Genomic DNA, 19,107 nt, shown 5'->3' on the forward strand with positions numbered 1-19,107 from the left:
TGTGTTTATGCTAAATATAATATCTAAATTATACTATTTAACTTGTCTTTCCTTAGTTTCAGCTTCTAACTTAGCTAAAACTTCTTGTGGATTTTTTACTTTGCTTAAGAATATCATAGCTGCTATAGCATATGGCTTATAGCTAGCTTCTTTATATAGTGGCTTTCTGTATCTATCAAACACTGAAGCATCAACTTCTCCAACTTCACAACTAACACCTGTAATATCTGCTGGTAAGCAATGTAAATATAAAGCTTTTCCATCCTTAGTTGTCTTCATTAACTCTTCAGTACATTGCCAATCTTTATGTTCAGCATTATGTGCTAATAATTCTTTTTCTAAAGCTTTTATTCCATCAAAATCTCCATTACCGTATAATTCTGTTCTTTTTTCCATAGCAACAAATGGAGCCCAGCTCTTTGGATACACTATATCAGCATCTTTAAATGCTTCTTCCATTGAATTAGTTTTAGTAAATGATCCACCTGAAAGTTCAGCATTCTTTTTAGCTACTTCTTCAACTTCTGGCATTACTTCATATCCTTCTGGATGAGCTAAAACAACATCCATTCCGAATCTTGTTAGTAATCCAATTATTCCTTGAGGAACTGATAATGGTTTACCGTATGATGGAGAATATGCCCAAGACATAGCAACTTTCTTTCCTTTTAAGTTCTCTACTCCACCAAATTCGTTTATTAAATGAAGAGCATCTGCCATAGCTTGAGTTGGGTGATCTATATCACATTGTAAATTAACAAGTGTAGGAATTTGTTCTAATGTTCCTTCTTCATGACCTTCTCTTACAGCCTTTGATACTTCTCTCATGTAAGTATTTCCTTTGCCGATATACATATCATCTCTAATACCTATAACATCTGCCATAAATGAGACCATGTTAGCAGTTTCTCTAACTGTTTCTCCATGAGCTACTTGAGATTTTCCTTCATCTAAATCTTGTACTTCTAATCCTAAAAGGTTACAAGCTGATGCAAAGCTAAATCTTGTTCTTGTAGAGTTATCTCTAAATAAGGATATTCCAAGACCACTATCAAATATCTTTGATGAAATATTGTTTTCCCTTAAAGTTCTTAATGCTTCTGCAACTGTAAATACAGCTTGTAATTCATCATCACTCTTTTCCCAAGTTAACATAAAATCGTCATTATGCATCTTTGAAAAATCTAATTCGTTAAGTTTATTAATATATTTGTCCATTAAAGCCATCTTAATATTCCTACCCTTCATTATCTTAATTTTATTTTAATTTTTAAATTTAACTTAATATTATATTTTTATTTATCTTTATTAGCACAATAAATTGTTGGTAATGCAGCATAAACAGCAGCACATTTTACTAAATCTTCTTTCCAAGTTTTTTCATTTGGAGCATGTGCTTGTGCTTCTGCACCAGGTCCAAACCCTATTACAGGAATTCCATTACGTCCCATTATTGAAACACCATTTGTTGAGAATGTCCATTTATCAGTAAGAGGGCGTGCTTTTCTCATTTCATTAGTTACAGCATCACCACTTCTTGTTGTTCCATAAAGACCCTTATATGCTTCTTCCATTGCCTTTGTTACAACATGATCCTCTGGAATTACCCAAGTTGGGAAATAACATTCAATTGGATACACTAATCCTGTATAACTTGGTCTATCATAGTTATACATACTTACAGTTGCATTATACTTTTTAACAGCTGGAAGTTCGCGAATTTCTTCTAAGCAGCTCTCCCAAGTTTCACCTGCAGTCATACGACGATCTAATGAAATTGAACATGAATCGGCAACTGCACAACGGCTTGGTGAAGTAAAGAAAATTTCAGAAGTTGTAACAGTACCTCTACCTAAAAAGTTAGCTTCTCTATATTCTGGATTATATTTTTCATCTAACATTTTTACTAAACCTTTAATTTCTTTATCATCAGCTGCATCATTTTCGTTAAGATCACGAACATTAGTCAATATTTCAGCCATTTTATAAATTGCGTTATCTCCTCTTTCTGGAGCAGAACCATGACATGAAACTCCTTGAACATCAACACGTATTTCCATACGTCCTCTTTGTCCTCTATATATACCACCATCTGTTGGCTCTGTAGACACTACAAATTCAGGTCTAACTTTATCTTCCTTAATTATATATTCCCAGCAAAGTCCATCGCAGTCTTCTTCTTGAACTGATCCAACAACTAATGCTGTATATTTTTTATTTAACAGTCCTAAATCTTTCATTATTTTTGCACCATAAACAGATGAAACAATTCCACCTAATTGATCAGAAGTACCACGTCCACCTATTTCAGTTTCTGTTTCATAGCCTTCATATGGATCAAAATTCCAATTAGTTCTATTTCCTATACCAACTGTGTCAATATGAGCATCAAAACCTATTAATGTTTCCCCTGTACCCATATATCCTAATACATTACCTTGTGGGTCTATTTCCACTTTGTCAAAACCTACTGCTCTCATTTCTTCAGCTATACGTTCAACAACACCTTTTTCTTCACAACTTTCTCCAGGAATAGCAACTAAATCTCTTAAGAATTTAGTCATTTGAGCTTCATATCCCTCTGCTTGTAGTTTGATATTTTTAAAATCCATATTCTTTTCCCCCTTATCTTTACAAATGTATTTAATTTTAAATATTTTTATTCTAAATCTCATTTATATATCAAGCAAAATCCATGCCAAATCTTAGCGGTGTTTTTTAAATTTTATATGTGATTTTGTTTGATTTTATTCGCTATTCACCATATTTATTCATATTTTTTTGTATAAAAAATAAAGGGTTATCATTTTGATAACCCTTTATCACTTTGGTTAATTCTACAGTTTTCTTGACTTTTAGAGGCTTTAAATAGTTTTTTATCAAATTGATAAGCATTGTTTTATCTAGAAAATATAATTTCACATTTATATAGAAAAGTATAAATTAAATTTGATACTTTTATTAATTTTCTACATATTCTTAGCTATAAATTCTAACATTTTAATTCCCACACCTACAAGTTCATCTATATCTATTTGAGAGAAATCATGACTAGTTCCTTCTAATGTTATCAACTCTGACTTATTTCCATTCGACTTTAATTTATTATATAATAATTCTGCATTTTCGTATGGAACTATTTTATCTTGTTTGCTATGAACTATAAGCGTTGTTGGTTCTTCTTTATCCACGTAATTTATTGGACTATATTTATTTAATATTTCATCTTTATTTTCTCCCACAGAATTTATAATCTGCTCTAAATCCCATTGAACATTGTTAATATCTAAAGTAGATAAATCTGTTGGTCCAAAAAAATCTATTATATATTTTATATCACAGGGATAATCTTTTAATTCTGGTGAGTCAATAAATTCATTATTATCACTATATGCTGCCATTAAAGCTAAATGTGCTCCTGAAGAAGCTCCTATAACTCCTATTCTGTCTGTGTTAAAATCGAACTTATCTTTATTTTTATAAATCCATCTTATCGTATCCTTAACATCACTTATTTGTTTACTGAAATTTTCTTCGTTCCTCATAAGCTCATAACTAGTGCTTATTATAGTAAACCCTTCTTCTCTAAAGGAATCTAATAATGGAGATATAGCCTGTGGTATTTCTTTTCCACCATAAACCCAGCTTCCTCCATGAACATAAAGAATTACAGGTGATCCTCCTTTTACATCTTTCTTTGGTGAATATATATCTAAATTTAAAGGAACTCCATTAGTATTTTTATATTCAACATTATTATAATCTATATAATCTATTGCTTTTAAAGAAGTATCTTGTGTTAAACTCTCTCCATCCTCAACAAATTCACTATATTTTTTTAATATATTAGTATATAAAGATATCCTATCTCTTATAGAATATATAAATATGCCTGCTAATAAAACTATTGCTATTAATATCATTCCTAAAATTTTGAAAAATTTTCTCATCTTATCTCCTTTCTTCATTATATAAAAAGCTTATTAAATTATATATATTTTTTATTTAAATATTAAAATTCAAAGGATACTTATTATTTAATTTATATTATATTTGAAATATTTATACAATAAATTAAACTTTTATTAAATTTATTAAAGAATATTATTATATCTTTATTCTGTATAATAAATATTTATTTTTTATTTTGTCAATAATTATTGTATATTATAATAAAATATATTAACAATTATAAATTTAGGAAGTGATTAAATGAAAAAAAGAATATTTTTATTGATATTCTCATTAATATTTTCACTCACATTAATTGGTTGTAAAAAAAATAATAATCAACCTCCAAAAGCTCCAAATTCACAAAATAGTGTGGATGAAGAAGAATCTAAAGATACTCCTGGTGAAAATGAAAAATCAAATAATGGTTCTCCAGAAAATAAATCAATAACTAATAATAAAGTTAGATTATTTTATTTTGACTCTTCAAAACTTCAGTTATATTATATTGATAAAGAAATTGAAGTCACAGATAAAGCAATAGTAAAAGCTTTAACTAAAGAATTACAAAATTATTCTCCTAATAAGAATTTTATGACCCTTACTAATGAAGTAGAAATTACCTCTGCTAAAATTGATAAAGAAAAAAAACTTCTAACTGTAGTTTTTTCATCTTCATATGTTAATAAAATGGTTCTTGGTACTTCAACTGAAAGTGGATTGTTAGCTTCATTACTTTCAACTTATGGATATAATTTAGGTGTTGATAAAGTAGCTATTTACTTTGGTGATGAATTGTATACATCATTAAGAGGCGAACTTCCTGAGGGCTATTTTAAAGTAGATTATAATTCTGCAATTGCATATTCTAAAACTTCATACGATACTAACAATAAGTCTTCTTCAAAAAACAAAAAAACATTAAATTGTAGAGTTTACTACTATAATTGCTCTGATGATGTTTTTTATTATATCGATAGACCTATTGAAGTTATAGATGGTGCTTTAGTAACTGCATTAACAAATGAATTGAAAAATACTCCTGATGAAGATTCTTTTAATTTTGGTGATAATTTGTCTGTTCGTACAGCTAAGTTAGATAAAGTTAATAATACATTAACCGTAGATTTATCAAAGTCTTATTATAATATTTTAACTAAAGTTGGTTCTGGTAGTGAATCTGCTGCTTTGAAAACTTTAGCATTAACTTATGCATATAATTATGGAATTGATAAGGTTATAATATTGGTAAACGGAAAACCTTATTCTGGCAGTCATATAAGTTTAGAAGCAAATGAATGCATTAATATAAATCTAAATAACATTAAGCCTTTAAATATCTAATATAATATCATCTTTAATTATAATTATATGTCACTTTTACTTTCAAATTAAAAGTGCTACTAAGTAAATTAAAAGCAGCAATATATAAAAATTATATACTTGCTGCTTTTTGTTTTTTATAATTTCTTATAAAAATATTATTCAAAAATATTCTTTGATAAAAATTGATTTTTACTTTTAATAATATCACTTGAAATTATTATACTCATTTCTTTAGGATTTATTTTTGGATCACAAATCCTAATGCTTTGCTCTCTAATAAGAATATCTAGGTATTGTTTTATCATTAAACCATTTCTTAAACTTAAATTTCTATTATCATATAACTCAACTATAGCTTTATTTAAAGTTTCTTTAGATTCGTTATCTAAAATATATCTTTTGCTCTCCAAAATACTCAATGCCATATTAAATAAATCATCTTTTTTATAATCTTCAAAGTTTAACATTGATGGGAATCTATAGTTTAACTCTGGATTTGACTTCATAAGCTTTTTAATATTCTTACTTTTCCCTGATAAAGTTAAGACTATTTTATTACTATTTTTATCTATAAATTTAATTAAGTCCTTAATTATCCTATTTGATGTATCTTGTAATAAAAATTCTGCTGAATCTATATATACAACTTTACCAATTTGCTTGTTTAAAATGTCTTCAAAAGATACTCCATTTTTCATATTGTCTATAATCTCTTCTTTATTTATTTCTACTATATTTTTAGCTTTTACAACACCCATGCTATATAATGTTTCTGACAATATATTTAATACTGTCTTTTTTCCAGTTCCAATTTCTCCAGTAAAAATTATGTTCATATATCTAGTTATATCAGTCGATAATCCTAGTTTTTTGCGTTTTTCTTTAACCCTCATTAATTTATACTGATTTCTTAAAAACTCTTTAGCTTCCTCATTTCCAATTAAATCTTTTAATCTTTCTTCTAAGTCAAACTCATTATCATATTGAGAAGTATTAAGTTTTTCTATATCCTTGGATGTTATTAAATTCATTTCATAGACACTTATGTCCTCTTCTGCAATTCTTATACTTTGAAATCTTATTAAGTTCTCAACATAATTTCTAACCATTCTGCCATTTCCTGATTGTGCATCAGAATTTTCATATATATCAACAAAGCTCTTTTTTAACGCTATATAGCCGTTCTTTGATAACTTAAATCCCTTTGATTCAACTAACCTTATAGCCATTTCTAAAAGTTCATTTGGATTATAATCTTCAAAATTAGTCCATAATGGAAATCTTGATCGAAGACCTATATTTACATCAAAAAACTCTTCCATATCTTGCTCATACCCAGCTAGAATAACTATTACTTCTCTTGAATAATCCTCAATTAATTTAAGAAGTGTTTCTATTGCTTCTCTTCCTAGACTATCATTTGCAAGAGTATATGCTTCATCTATAAATAATACTCCACCTAAAGCTTCTTTAAATTTTTCCTCTGTTTTTTTAGCTGTTTCTCCTGGAATATTAGCAACAAAACTAGATCTATCAGTTTCTACTAGTTGACCCACTTTTAATAATCCCATGCTATTTAGCATTTGAGCAACTAATCTGGCTATACTAGTTTTTCCTGTGCCTGGATTACCCGCAAATACCATATTTAAATTTTGCTCTATTTCTGTATTTACTCCAACTGATTTCCTTTTTTCTTGTGCAACTAAAAGTTTATATTGACTTCTTAAAAGATTTTTAACATCTTCTAATCCTATTATGCCTTTTAACTTTTCTTCTAAATCAAATTTAGCACTAGCTTTAAAATTAAAATCTTCTCCCTCTAAAAGATCTATTTCGCTTTTATTATTGGTTAAATATTTTCTTGAAGAATATATAATAGCATTTTCTATTATATTTCTAACAAATCTTGCATTACCTAAATCATTTTTACCTGTAAGTTGATTTCTAGCAAATAGATCTATCAAATCGTTCTTCACATTTTTCGCAATTCTATATCCCTTGGCTTTAGCAATTTGCATGGCTATTTCATACATTTCTTCAGGTTTATAATCTTCAAAATGAATTATATTAGGGAATCTAGATTTAAGTCCTTGGTTAAAGCTTAAAAACTCTTCCATATCCTTCTCATATCCAGCTAATATAACAGTTAAATTATTTCTATTATCTTCAATTCCTTTTAACAAAGCATCTACTATTTCTTTTCCGACTTTATCATCTTCACTTTCACATAAGGCATATGCTTCATCAATAAATAATACACCACCTATTGCTGAATTTATTATATCATTCGTTCTTTTAGCGGTTTCATTAACATTTTCTGTTATAAAATCGGCTTTACTAACTTCAATAAATACTCCAGTTGATAATAAACCTAAAGCATTTAAATACTCATACGTTATTCTAGCTGCGTTTGTTTTTCCTGTACCAGCATTTCCTGCAAATATCATATTTAAAGATATTCTTGATGTCCTTAACCCTAGCTTTTCTCTTATCTTTTGCACCTTATAATTATTTTCTATATTTAATAAAAATTCTTTTAATTGCTTAACCCCTATTATAGATTCTAATTTATATCTAACATCATCTAAAGTAGGTGTTGAATACTTATTTAACCTATATATTTCATTATTGGCTTTACAATATAACCTATTATGGTTTACATATATTAATATCTTTTCTCCTTCTTCTATAGATTCTTTTAATATAAAATTTCTTAAAGGATCACTTACTTTATAATATATATATTCTGTAATATCAAACCCACTATTTTTATTGAAGTTCTTTTGAAGATATTGGCAAACACCAAATACTTCTTTTTCATTAACATTATCCTTAAATCCTAATAAAACTTGTACTCCAAAATCAGATTTTATCTTTTCTATTTCATTTATTAACTTCTTTCTTATAATTATATTTTTCTCTTTTTGTGTTAGCTCTCTTGTATAAAAAATTTTTTCTCTATTTTTTAATGATAATTGGGAAAAATCATCAAACTCATTTTTATCTTCATAATTATAAATAAATATAAAGAATTTATTATGACAAACAATTTTATTAATCTTATTTTTGTCTTGAACTTTAGCTTCTACCAGAAACTTATTTTTAATTATGTAATCATTATTTAATTGAATACAAGTATTAGGATATATATTTGATAGTAATTTGATTACTTCCTCTGATGCTTTTTCAGTATTTTTAAACATTAATCCATCTGATTTATCATTATCTAGTTTCTCATATAAATCCGTTAAAAAGGCATTATACCCCATATTAAAATTATAAGATGCTAAATCTATTTCATCTACATTTTTATTTTTCATTAAATTTTTTTCATATAATTCCTCAAAGATTGTTTTAATACTTGCCTTCTTAAATGTATTTTTATGTCCAGCTATAACTAGAATTCCTTTTTCATTATTTTCTACTTTATTTATAAAGTATTCTGATATTTCTTTAAAGAATTCTCTTTGTCCTATAAATTCTTTATTTAATTTCTTTTCTAAATATAATGTTAATTCATTTCTATCCATATATACCTCCCACTCATTTTATAATATGTTCTTATTAGACTATTCTATATTATTTTTATCAAATTTATTGTAACTTAGTCACAAATATAAAAAGGTCATATGTAAGTTTTCTTATTTCATCGTTCCACTCCAAATCAACTAAAAATTATAAATAGTTACACAAATAATAAAGCTTTTATAATTTTCTAAAGAATAAAAAATGCTGTACTATTAAAAGCACAGCTATGAACATTATATAAAATTGTCCTTTTTCAATAAATCTAATAAAGTAGGATTAAAGTTAAACTCATTTATAAGTGAATAAACTTCTTTTAAAGCTTTATCTTTTTTCTCCATTGAAATTTTAGATTTTGAAGCTCTTATCAAAATATTTTTAGGTGAATGAGCTATATCAATAAATTCTAAGAGTTGTGTCTTATATCCTACCGCCTCTAAAAGGTTTCCCCTTACTGCATCAGTCATTAACGCAGCTACTCTTTCTTTAACTATACCATACTTGGTTAGTATAGGTAATGTATTTGCTTGCATTTGATTATTAAATTCATGCTGGCAACATGGTACTGAAAAAATCATTTTTGCATTCCATTTAATTGCATTATATAAAGCATAATCTGTTGCTGTATCACAGGCATGTAATGTTATTACCATATCAACATTATTTTCGTACTTATATCCATTTATATCGCCAAGCTCAAAATGCAAATTATCATACCTATATCTTTTAGCTATTTCATTACATTTTCTAATTACATCCTCTTTAAGATCTAAACCTATCATTTTCACATTTATATTTTTTATTTCTACAAAATAATAATATAAAACAAATGTTAAATATGATTTTCCACAACCAAAATCTAATATAGTAAGTTCTTTATAATCATTTTTCTTTATCTCATCATCTATTATTTCAATAAACCTATTTATCTGCTTATATTTATCATATTTAGAATTTATGACTTTACCTTCTTTAGTAAAGACCCCAAGGTCTATTAAAGGCTCTATTATCATTCCTTCTTTTAATATATAATTTTTTTCTTTATTATGACTTTTATTAGAAAGCTTAGAATTATTACTTCTTTTCTTTCCTAAAAATACTTTTCCTTTTTTAGATATTTTCAAATCAAAGGAACTTTCATTAGACCATGCAGATAATTGTTTATAATTTTCATTTACAATACCAAATAGTGCTTTTTCTATTTCATTAACTTCAATATTTTCATGAAAAACTTGTTTATCAGTAAATTTTTCTATTTGATAATATTTTTTGCCTTTACTATTTTCCTTTAGCAAAAAATTTATTTTATTATATTCAACTTCTTTGTTTACTTTATTACTAATAACTATCTTTATAATTTCTTCTTTTAATATTTCATAAATAGCATTTTTTAAATCTTCCATCTCTAAACAACCCCTTGTTGTATATTACGAATTAAACCTAATGATATGTATTAATGTGAATAATTCTTAATTTAGCAATTTTAAATTATAAATATAAGTTGGCGAAGATAAATAGAATATGTGAAGTAAGCATATAGCAAGAAACTAGACGTACTTGGTGAAGAAAGAACTATTAGCTTACGGAACATATCTAGTTATCATAGCCTTTATATTCGCAATTTATAGAAATTCCGTATTGATAACTAAATATTACACAAGAAATTAATAGATAGCAAGATTTTTTCTTATTCTACATATTTACTTCTTAATATTTCTATTTCTTTTGCATAACCATCTAATTCATTTGGAGTTTCTAAAAAAAATGGTAAATGTTTTAGCTTAGGGTGATTTATTATTCTTGTTATAGCTTCTAATCCTAAAAATCCTTCTCCAATTTTTTCATGTCTATCTTTATGGCTTTTAAATGGATTCTTGCTATCATTTAAATGAATTGCTTTTAATCTATCTAATCCAATTACTGCATCAAATTCTTCTAAAACCTTATCTAAATCATTCACTATATCATATCCTGCATCATAAATATGACAGGTATCTAGGCAAACACCCATTTTTTCTTTTAATTCAATTCTTGATATTATTTCTGCTATTTCTTCAAATGTTCTTCCAACTTCTGAGCCTTTTCCGGCCATAGTCTCTAATAAAACTGTTGTGGTTTGATCTTTACTTAATACTGTATTAAGTAAATCTACTATATAATTAATTCCTATCTCCACCCCTTGTTTCACATGACTTCCTGGATGAAAATTATACAAATTATTTGGCATAAGTTCCATTCTATTTAAATCATCAACCATCATTTCTCTGGCAAATTCTCTTGTTCTTTCATCTGCTGAGCATGCATTTAATGTATATGGAGCATGTGCTAAAATAGTTGCAAAGTTATTTTCACGTGCAATTTTTAAAAGAGCTTCCATATCATCCATATCTATTTCTTTTGCTTTACCACCTCTTGGATTACGGGTAAAAAATTGAAAAGTATTTGCTCCAATTTGCAGTGCTTCTTTTCCCATATTTTCAAAACCTTTTGTAGTTGATAAATGACATCCTATATTTAACATAAATTCCTCCAAAGTATAGTCTTATTTCAATTTATTAAATTTAATACTCTTTTATAAGTAGTATTAAATTTCTTATTCTTATTTTTAAATTAGAAACTAATTCTATTAAATATTAGTTTCTGTTAGTTATATAAAATAATACTATAATATCCTATATTAAATCAAGAACTAATTAATAATATATATTAATTAATAATTTTTAATATATAACTACTTAATTAGTATCTCTATTTTAGAGAGTTATTGATAAGTAATAAATAAAAGTGGACAATACGAGTTGCCCACTTTTCTACTTAATTCTTATAATATTTACTAAAGAATATAAAATGTTACTCCTTGACTTCTCTACAAGATAAATAATAACCACCACGAGCCATTTTAATACTAACTTCATACGTTCCATCCTCTATTTTAAAAATTACGGGATTTTCTTTGCTTATAAATTCAACGTTCTTTTGTTCTCTTTCTATAATATCGCAAATGGTCTTTCCAGATGGATACGCCAGTGAATCTTTTAAATCAATATTAAAACTTTTTCTAAAAAATTTCCCCATGAAACCCCTCCTTTTATTTAATAAGTAATAACTTATATAATATAATTGTTAAATGCTTCTATACTTTTGTTCTACATAATGTGTTAATTATTATTTAGAGAATGTATTAAAAATAAACCTTTAACTAAAATATAGATCTTTATTTATATTATAAAAGTTATACCAGCACTAAATAGTCCACCTAATATTAAAGAAAATGTACTTACTGCAAGTGATATATTTAATTTTCTATTAGATTTTTCTCTTTCCATTTTAGTAATTTCTAAATTTGCATTAGTTGCATATTGACCACTGTTTTGTCCAGCTCCTTGCATAGAAAGCGCCATTGGATCTCCTGATATAGATGCAAAAATTCCTACAAAAACTAATATAACTCCTTCTATAAATAAGACGTTTTCAAAGTTTTTATAGGATGTTACTTTAGTTATTATAAATCCTATTAACGCTGCAAATCCAAGCCAAACTATACCCCAAAGCAAAGATTTTATTACTAAGTTAATTCTGTTATCTTTCATATTAAATACCCCCTTTTTACTATTATATCAAATTCACTCCTCATAGCAAATAATAGGAGTGCCCTCTTCAATATTTTCAAAAATAGTTTTTGCTAAATATGATGGAGAATTAACACATCCATGTGTTCCGTTTCCCTTATATATTTCTCCCCCAAAAGAATATCTCCAACTTGCATCATGAATTCCTATATTCCCATTAAAAGGCATCCAATAAGTTACTTTCGCTTCATAATTTGGCCCTCTTAAAGTTGCTTCTTTTTGTTTATAATTAAGTGCATACGTTCCAAGATTAGTAGAATAACCTTTGCTAGAATCTCCAGTAACTACATCTCCTTGGGTAATTAATTTTCCGTTTTTATAAAACCACAAATGTTGATTTGTTATATTTACTTCTACGTAAGTATCTCCTATATCATCACTACCTCTATATAAAGCTTTCTGTGTATATACCGGTTCTTTTTCTAATACTGCTCCAAGTTTTATATTTTCAATTAACATTTTTGTTTCGCCAATAGAATTGATTTTCCACCCATAATATCCACCCTTAACTTTTACTACTTTTCCTGTGGAGGTTTTAAAATCTCTTGTTATTCCCATCGTGTTATACTTAGAGCTTAATTCTAACACATAATCTTTTACTGCATTCTCATCAATTTTAACATTTAAGTTATCATCCACACTAAGCCATTTATTTATTCTATCTCCATCTAAAACCTCACTCTCATTTTCAAATAAATATGTTATTTTAGTGGAAACATACTTATCTAATATAGCTTTTGTTTCTATTGTCTTGTCTGATTTTAAAGTGTATTTAGGATTTTCATAACAAGACTTATCATTTAAATTTACTACAACTGCTCCATTTAATATGCTGACTTTTATAGTTTCATATAACTTATTATTATCTATTTTATTTCCATAAACCTCTTCCACTAAATTATAAGAACCATTTGAGTATTTAAAGTCTACGTTTCTTGGATCTACTATATTTTTATTTAAGCAATCTAGCTCTTGTATCTTTTTTAATAATTTATTATTATCATAACTCACTAAATCATTTATATAATAATCTTGCTTTTTAAATAATGATCTTCCCCACTTTAAGGAAGCTTGTATTTTTTTTATGTTTAAAACACTATTATTTTCATTGAATTTTAATTCTATGTCTTGCGCTAGTAATTCTTCTATTTTTTCATCTCTTTGTACTATTTTTAACTTATATTCATTTATGGATTCTTTTAGTGTATCTTGAGCTTCTTCATAGGTTTTTAATGATACATCTATACCATTAATGGTCGTATTAAAAAATAAGTGATTGATAAAAAATATTGATATAAGTAAATAAATAAATGTAATTGATGCAGCTGTAATAATACTGTATCCTATTATTTTGTTTTTAAGAAAGTCTTGTATATTAATATTTTTCATGTTTATATATTCCCCTTATTATACCAATTAAAATTAAAGATAACTTCTTTTTATATTATGATTTGTCTTTTACTTTTAAAACTTAATTTTGTTAAATTGTTCATGCAAATAATATATTTTATGATAAAAATTAAAAAGTGCCAACTAAGTTGACACTTCTCAATGAGTTGTAATTTATATTAATATTAAACTTATAATTCTAGTTATTATCAATTCTATCAATATATTCTTTCATTATCTTAGCTGATGAAACAAATTTTTCTCTTTCTTCTTTAGATAGTTCTATATTTAATACTTTTTCTACTCCATTTTTTCCTACTATTGTTGGGACACTTAAATATGTGTTGTTTACTCCTAAATAATTTTCTAATAAAGTAGATACTGATAGTACTGTTTTTTCATCCTTTAAGAAGGCTTCTACTATTCTTGTTAAAACTGCTGCAACTGAGAAGGCAGTAGCTCCCTTCCTATTAATTACTTCATAAGCTGCATTTTTAACATCATCAGCAATAACTTTTTCAGTAGCCTCATCCCATTCAATTTTTAATTGTTCTGAAAAATCTTTTATTGGAATGTTTCCTATTGTAAGTGATGACCATGGAACAAATTCACTATCTCCATGTTCACCTAATACATATCCTTGAACAATTCTTCCATCAATTCCAAAGTACTTTCCAAGTAAACTTCTTAATCTTGTTGTATCTAAAACAGTTCCTGAACCTATAACTCTCTCTTTTGGGAAGCCAGATAACTTATAAGCCATATATGCTAGTATATCCACAGGGTTTGATACAACTAACAATATCGCATTAGGACTTAATTTTGCTATTGTTGGAACAAAGCTTTTAAAAATTTTATAATTCTTATCAACTAAATCTAATCTAGTTTCTCCTGGTTTTTGTGCAACACCAGCTGTTATAATAATTATATCTGAATTCTTAGTATCTTCTAATGATCCTAATGTTACGTTACACGGGCTATTTAGAGAACTACCGTGCATTAAGTCAAGAACCTCGCCTAAAGCCTTTTCTTGATTTATATCATTAATAACTATTTCTCTTGCTACTTCCTTTTGTAGTAAGGCAAAGGCAGTAGTGGCTCCAATTGAACCAGCTCCAATTATTGATATCTTACTCATATATAATACTCCTTTATCCTTTATTTTTTATTTTAACTTATTTATATTATAAACTATTTATTTGGTAATTTGTACTCTTTTTAGATAATTTTTATTATTTAATTATCTATTCCAAACAAGCCATTTAATATATACTATCGTTATTTACATAATATTTCCAAGGTCTATATCATATTGCCTTTAATATTGCTTTAAATAGTTTATGCATAATACATAAAAATAAATCTAGTAACTTTTGTAAAGTTACTAGATTTTCTTAGTTTTATTTAGCTCTTATTACTTCAATTTTATATCCATCTGGATCAGTTACAAAATAGTATGAAGGTTTTGTTCCTGGAAGTCCTTTAAATGGAGTAACTTCATATCCTAAAGAAATATGTCTTTCTCTCATCTCTTCTAAATCTTCCACTTCAACTGCAATATGACTAAAACCATTTCCTAAATCATATGGTTTTTCTACATCATAATTATAAGTTAATTCTATTTCATATCCACCTTTTTCATTTGATAAATAAACAAGGCTAAATTTATGTTCTGGAAATTCCTTTCTTCTTGTCTCTATTAAATCTAATGCATCTTGGTAAAACTTTAATGACTTTTCTAAGTCCTTAACCCTTATGCAAGTGTGTAACATTTTAACTGACATACTTCTCCTCCTAATTTTATATTTGTATATATAAATTATATTTATATATTGTAATTTTATCAACTAATTAATTTATTTGAATTTTTATTGATTATATACTTAAACATTTTCCCTTTTAATTTACTTTTTTCCCTTTTTATAATAAAATAAAGCTAAATAACTTATTGGGTAAATTTACCTTTGGGAGGAAATTCATATGAAAATCAAAAAATTATTTTCCTTTTTATTTTTATTGTTAATTTCAATAAATTTAATTTCATGCAAAATTTTAAATTCGAATAATGCTGTAGGCAATAATGTTGAAGAAAATTTACCTAAAGACATTAATTCATCTCAGAATATTGAAGATACCTCTGAAGAAAAAACTCCTGAAAGACCTACTTCCTTTGAGGCCTTTGGAAAAATGTACATCTCTACAAAGGACTTAGCATTGATTGAATCTGGTACAAATATTTATGATGATCAACAATCTATCCATTATACTGCTGGTGAATATAAAGAAACAGATTTTATAAATGATTTATTATATTCATATTTAAATGAAGATAATTCTGTATATGATTATTTAATTTCATATGATAATGCTTCCGAAAAAGGATATATACCAATTACTGAAAAAGATAAAGAAAAATTAAAAAAAGATTTAGAATCATTAAGAAGTCAAATGGAGCTTTCTAGCGGACAAGAAATGGTTGTTAGATTGGATAGAGTAACTTATGAAGGAATAGATTCTAAAATTAATTCTGGAAATAGTTTCAAAATAAGAGTTGCGATTTCTAGAGTAGGTGCAACAATAGTTCCTTGGAACTTCTTTACTGTAAATGTTCTGGAAGATGGAAATAAACTTGTGGCTCACTTGTTTTAAATTGCGAAGTAATTTATATAGTTCACAGTGCGAAATTCACAGTTCACAGCTTATAATGAAACTACTTAGTAGTTTATGAATTTTAAGTTATATCAACTATTTGATGGTTAATATAATGATTTCTTAATTCAGCAGATCTGAATTATTTCCACAACTGTGAACTATGCCTTGTAAGTATCTTTTTTAAGACAAACACCTAAAAGTTTTCCTTTGCATTTTCCTAATTTAGCTAAATCTCAAATAAAATTAGGTCAATAAAAAGTTACCATTCCTAATTTATAAAACATCAAGTGATTAATTGTAATAGGGGCTTTCTTATAATATCACATCCTATATTAATTTAAAAAAATTTATACAGATATATATTAAATTTCTTTACTCTCACAATGAATATATTCTTCTACCTTATTCCAAGGAACTACAAACCCCTGCCCTTTTGAGCAAAAAATTGAACTTGATGAATATTCTATATCCGCATTTTTATTGTATCCTATTTTTTCAATTACCTCTTCTGTATTATGACATACATCATATCCATCAAAGACTAAAGTTGTATTGCCTTTTCCTTTTGTAAATGTAAGTATTTCTGAACTATAATCCATAAATGTAGCTACTGGTCCTCTTCCTGTTATAGAAACTTTATTTAATTTTGTTTCTGGAGAATCAAACTCTCCATTTAGCCTTTGAATATCAGATATAACCTTCCCCATATAATCTAACTCTACATCTATTTTAAACTTATAAAATGGCTCAAGAAGTATATTATTAGCTTTTTCTAACCCTTGCCTTATTGCTCTAAAAGTAGCTTCTCTAAAATCTCCACCTTCAGTATGTTTGTTATGTGCCCTACCTGTTAGTAAAGTTATCTTTATATCTGTAATTGGTGAGCCACTTAAAAGCCCATGATGATTTCTTTCAAAGATATGTGTCTTAATTAAATTTTGATTTCCTGTAGTTAAATCATCCGCATGACATTTATTTTCAAAAGTTATTCCTTCACCTCTTTTGTTTGGCTCTATTTTCAAATGAACTTCAGCATAATGCTTTAATGGTTCAAAATGCCCGTATCCATATGTGTTGTTATCTATAGTTTCCTTGTACATAATTTCACAAGGGCCAAATTCTATCTTTAAATTAAATCTATTTAATGCAACTTCTTTAAGTACTTCAAGTTGAATTTTACCCATAATTGAAACTTGAATTTCTTGATGTTTTTCATTCCATATTATATTTAATGCTGGATCTTCATTTTCTAATATTCTAAAATATCCCAAAACTTCTTTTACATTATAAAATTTATCAAAAATAACCTTTGACATTAGTGTTGGAATCATATTGAATCGAATGCTTTCTCTAATTTTTCCTACACCTTCTCCTGGCATTGCTTTAGTAATCCCTGTTATTGCAAAAACATCTCCTGCAGATACTTTTTCAATAGTAGAAAACTTACTACCATTATAAATTCTTATACTACTTACTTTTTCTGTTACTTCTTCAGCTGCTATTCCATAAGTAACTTCATCCCTTACTTTAAGACTCCCACTAATAGCTTTTATAAAAGTAATTCTAGTTCCATTAATATCGTATCGTATTTTATGAACTCTTCCTGAAAACTCACTATCTTCATTATAATTTGTATAAGTAAGTTCATTAAATATGTTCAAAAAATTATCTATTCCTTCATCTTGAAGAGCACTTCCACTTAAACAAGGAAATACTTTATTTTCTTTTATAAGGTTTTTAAGCTCGTTAATCCAAATATCCTCTTCATACTCACCATTTAAATATTTCTCTAAAAGATCTTCATTTCTCTCAGAAATAAATTCTATTAATTCTTCACTCATTCCATTAATAGAATCTATGTAACATGTATCATTAGTTAAATTTTCTTCAATTTCTTCAATAACTTTTTCTAAGTCTGCTCCTGTTCTATCCATCTTATTTATAAAAATAAAAGTAGGAATATTATATTTTCTAAGTAAATTCCAAATTGTCTCAGTATGTCCTTGGATTCCTTCTACTCCACTTATAAGTAAAATAGCATAATCTAATATGCTTAATGCTCTTTCCATTTCTGTAGAGAAATCAATATGTCCAGGAGTATCTATAAGATAATAAGTAGAATCTTGAATTGCAAATGTAGCTTGTTCTGAAAATACAGTAATTCCTCTACTTTTTTCAATATCGTGTGTATCTAAAAATGAATTTTTATGATCTACCCTTCCTCTATTTCTTATGCTTTTTGTATGATAAAGTATTTGCTCTGAAAACGTAGTTTTACCAGCATCTACGTGAGCAAGAATTCCTATTGTCTTTTTCATTAAATCACCTTTTCTTAACTACTATATTAAGTTGTAATAAAGTCTACATTTATCTTAATTATATTTATAAATTAAAATTATTTAAGTAAAACCATTATTTTAGCAACTTATATAAAAATTTTAATAATATATGATTTCAATTTTGCTACTTTATTTATATAAGCCTATTAACTTTTTATAATATAAATCTATATTGATTAAGATAATTAATTGAAACATATATATTTTTTTATTATTAATTATATCATAGAAATATTTGAAATAACTTAAAATAGTGCTATAATGAAAAATGAAAATAATTTTAAGAAAGGTAAAGG

The 19,107-nt window shown here is 26.6% G+C and carries 14 protein-coding genes; 2 read left to right on the forward strand and 12 right to left on the reverse strand.

From position 1 onward, the window contains the following. Nucleotides 1-33: 33 nt before the first annotated feature. The 3 genes from ygeW to ABDZ60_RS13130 all read right to left on the reverse strand — a co-directional run bounded on the left by ygeW (nucleotide 34) and on the right by ABDZ60_RS13130 (nucleotide 3,950). Nucleotides 34-1,227, reverse strand: a complete 1,194-nt coding sequence (ygeW, locus tag ABDZ60_RS13120) for a knotted carbamoyltransferase YgeW (RefSeq protein ID WP_016207307.1) — start codon at nucleotides 1,225-1,227, stop codon at nucleotides 34-36. A 68-nt stretch (nucleotides 1,228-1,295) separates the two neighbouring features. After that, nucleotides 1,296-2,612, reverse strand: coding sequence for a YgeY family selenium metabolism-linked hydrolase (locus ABDZ60_RS13125; RefSeq protein ID WP_016207308.1), 1,317 nt, complete (start codon nucleotides 2,610-2,612; stop codon nucleotides 1,296-1,298). Nucleotides 2,613-2,969: 357 nt separating this feature from the next. After that, the gene (locus ABDZ60_RS13130; protein ID WP_047001018.1) at nucleotides 2,970-3,950 is read right to left on the reverse strand and encodes an alpha/beta hydrolase; all 981 of its coding nucleotides are present in this window, start codon (nucleotides 3,948-3,950) and stop codon (nucleotides 2,970-2,972) included. 262 nt (nucleotides 3,951-4,212) lie between these two features. Between ABDZ60_RS13130 and ABDZ60_RS13135 the strand changes: the two genes are divergently transcribed. Further along, complete coding sequence (locus ABDZ60_RS13135; RefSeq protein ID WP_343778656.1) at nucleotides 4,213-5,295, forward strand: GerMN domain-containing protein; 1,083 nt, start codon at nucleotides 4,213-4,215, stop codon at nucleotides 5,293-5,295. Nucleotides 5,296-5,432: 137 nt separating this feature from the next. Here the strand turns inward: ABDZ60_RS13135 and ABDZ60_RS13140 are convergent, their stop codons facing one another. From ABDZ60_RS13140 to gloA, 8 genes are all read right to left on the reverse strand, one after another. Further along, entirely contained in the window at nucleotides 5,433-8,807 is a 3,375-nt protein-coding gene (locus ABDZ60_RS13140; RefSeq protein ID WP_343778658.1) for an AAA family ATPase, read from the reverse strand. Between the two features lie 231 nt (nucleotides 8,808-9,038). Next, entirely contained in the window at nucleotides 9,039-10,205 is a 1,167-nt protein-coding gene (locus ABDZ60_RS13145; protein ID WP_343778660.1) for a class I SAM-dependent methyltransferase, read from the reverse strand. A gap of 284 nt (nucleotides 10,206-10,489) precedes the next feature. Beyond that, nucleotides 10,490-11,323, reverse strand: a complete 834-nt coding sequence (locus ABDZ60_RS13150; RefSeq protein WP_343778662.1) for a deoxyribonuclease IV — start codon at nucleotides 11,321-11,323, stop codon at nucleotides 10,490-10,492. Between the two features lie 329 nt (nucleotides 11,324-11,652). Beyond that, nucleotides 11,653-11,877, reverse strand: coding sequence for a DUF4318 domain-containing protein (locus tag ABDZ60_RS13155; protein WP_343778664.1), 225 nt, complete (start codon nucleotides 11,875-11,877; stop codon nucleotides 11,653-11,655). Nucleotides 11,878-12,020: 143 nt separating this feature from the next. After that, nucleotides 12,021-12,392: a hypothetical protein gene (locus ABDZ60_RS13160; RefSeq protein WP_343778666.1), complete on the reverse strand. Its 372-nt coding sequence runs from the start codon at nucleotides 12,390-12,392 to the stop codon at nucleotides 12,021-12,023. Between the two features lie 33 nt (nucleotides 12,393-12,425). Next, nucleotides 12,426-13,820, reverse strand: a complete 1,395-nt coding sequence (locus tag ABDZ60_RS13165; protein ID WP_343778668.1) for a L,D-transpeptidase family protein — start codon at nucleotides 13,818-13,820, stop codon at nucleotides 12,426-12,428. Between the two features lie 199 nt (nucleotides 13,821-14,019). Next, nucleotides 14,020-14,958, reverse strand: coding sequence for an L-lactate dehydrogenase (locus tag ABDZ60_RS13170; RefSeq protein WP_343778670.1), 939 nt, complete (start codon nucleotides 14,956-14,958; stop codon nucleotides 14,020-14,022). A 262-nt stretch (nucleotides 14,959-15,220) separates the two neighbouring features. Beyond that, nucleotides 15,221-15,604 (reverse strand): lactoylglutathione lyase, encoded by a 384-nt coding sequence (gloA, locus tag ABDZ60_RS13175; RefSeq protein WP_343778672.1) that lies wholly within the window; start codon nucleotides 15,602-15,604, stop codon nucleotides 15,221-15,223. Between the two features lie 196 nt (nucleotides 15,605-15,800). On the opposite strand from gloA, the gene ABDZ60_RS13180 reads away from it, so the two are divergent. Continuing rightward, a complete protein-coding gene (locus ABDZ60_RS13180; RefSeq protein WP_343778674.1) occupies nucleotides 15,801-16,469 on the forward strand; it encodes a hypothetical protein in 669 nt (222 codons plus the stop codon). Nucleotides 16,470-16,834: 365 nt separating this feature from the next. Here the strand turns inward: ABDZ60_RS13180 and ABDZ60_RS13185 are convergent, their stop codons facing one another. Next, nucleotides 16,835-18,790 (reverse strand): GTP-binding protein, encoded by a 1,956-nt coding sequence (locus ABDZ60_RS13185; RefSeq protein ID WP_343778676.1) that lies wholly within the window; start codon nucleotides 18,788-18,790, stop codon nucleotides 16,835-16,837. Nucleotides 18,791-19,107: the final 317 nt, after the last annotated feature.

Origin of the sequence: Clostridium sartagoforme, assembly GCF_039521405.1 — a bacterium.
Taxonomy (GTDB): Bacteria; Bacillota; Clostridia; order Clostridiales; family Clostridiaceae; genus Clostridium; species Clostridium sartagoforme.

What these genes read in the sequence shown, in the direction of transcription:
- ygeW (WP_016207307.1), bottom strand. Translation starts at nt 1,227, where the DNA reads ATGGCTTTAATGGACAAATATATTAATAAACTTAACGAATTAGATTTT.
- ABDZ60_RS13125 (WP_016207308.1), bottom strand. Translation starts at nt 2,612, where the DNA reads ATGGATTTTAAAAATATCAAACTACAAGCAGAGGGATATGAAGCTCAA.
- ABDZ60_RS13130 (WP_047001018.1), bottom strand. Translation starts at nt 3,950, where the DNA reads ATGAGAAAATTTTTCAAAATTTTAGGAATGATATTAATAGCAATAGTT.
- ABDZ60_RS13135 (WP_343778656.1), top strand. Translation starts at nt 4,213, where the DNA reads ATGAAAAAAAGAATATTTTTATTGATATTCTCATTAATATTTTCACTC.
- ABDZ60_RS13140 (WP_343778658.1), bottom strand. Translation starts at nt 8,807, where the DNA reads ATGGATAGAAATGAATTAACATTATATTTAGAAAAGAAATTAAATAAA.
- ABDZ60_RS13145 (WP_343778660.1), bottom strand. Translation starts at nt 10,205, where the DNA reads ATGGAAGATTTAAAAAATGCTATTTATGAAATATTAAAAGAAGAAATT.
- ABDZ60_RS13150 (WP_343778662.1), bottom strand. Translation starts at nt 11,323, where the DNA reads ATGTTAAATATAGGATGTCATTTATCAACTACAAAAGGTTTTGAAAAT.
- ABDZ60_RS13155 (WP_343778664.1), bottom strand. Translation starts at nt 11,877, where the DNA reads ATGGGGAAATTTTTTAGAAAAAGTTTTAATATTGATTTAAAAGATTCA.
- ABDZ60_RS13160 (WP_343778666.1), bottom strand. Translation starts at nt 12,392, where the DNA reads ATGAAAGATAACAGAATTAACTTAGTAATAAAATCTTTGCTTTGGGGT.
- ABDZ60_RS13165 (WP_343778668.1), bottom strand. Translation starts at nt 13,820, where the DNA reads ATGAAAAATATTAATATACAAGACTTTCTTAAAAACAAAATAATAGGA.
- ABDZ60_RS13170 (WP_343778670.1), bottom strand. Translation starts at nt 14,958, where the DNA reads ATGAGTAAGATATCAATAATTGGAGCTGGTTCAATTGGAGCCACTACT.
- gloA (WP_343778672.1), bottom strand. Translation starts at nt 15,604, where the DNA reads ATGTCAGTTAAAATGTTACACACTTGCATAAGGGTTAAGGACTTAGAA.
- ABDZ60_RS13180 (WP_343778674.1), top strand. Translation starts at nt 15,801, where the DNA reads ATGAAAATCAAAAAATTATTTTCCTTTTTATTTTTATTGTTAATTTCA.
- ABDZ60_RS13185 (WP_343778676.1), bottom strand. Translation starts at nt 18,790, where the DNA reads ATGAAAAAGACAATAGGAATTCTTGCTCACGTAGATGCTGGTAAAACT.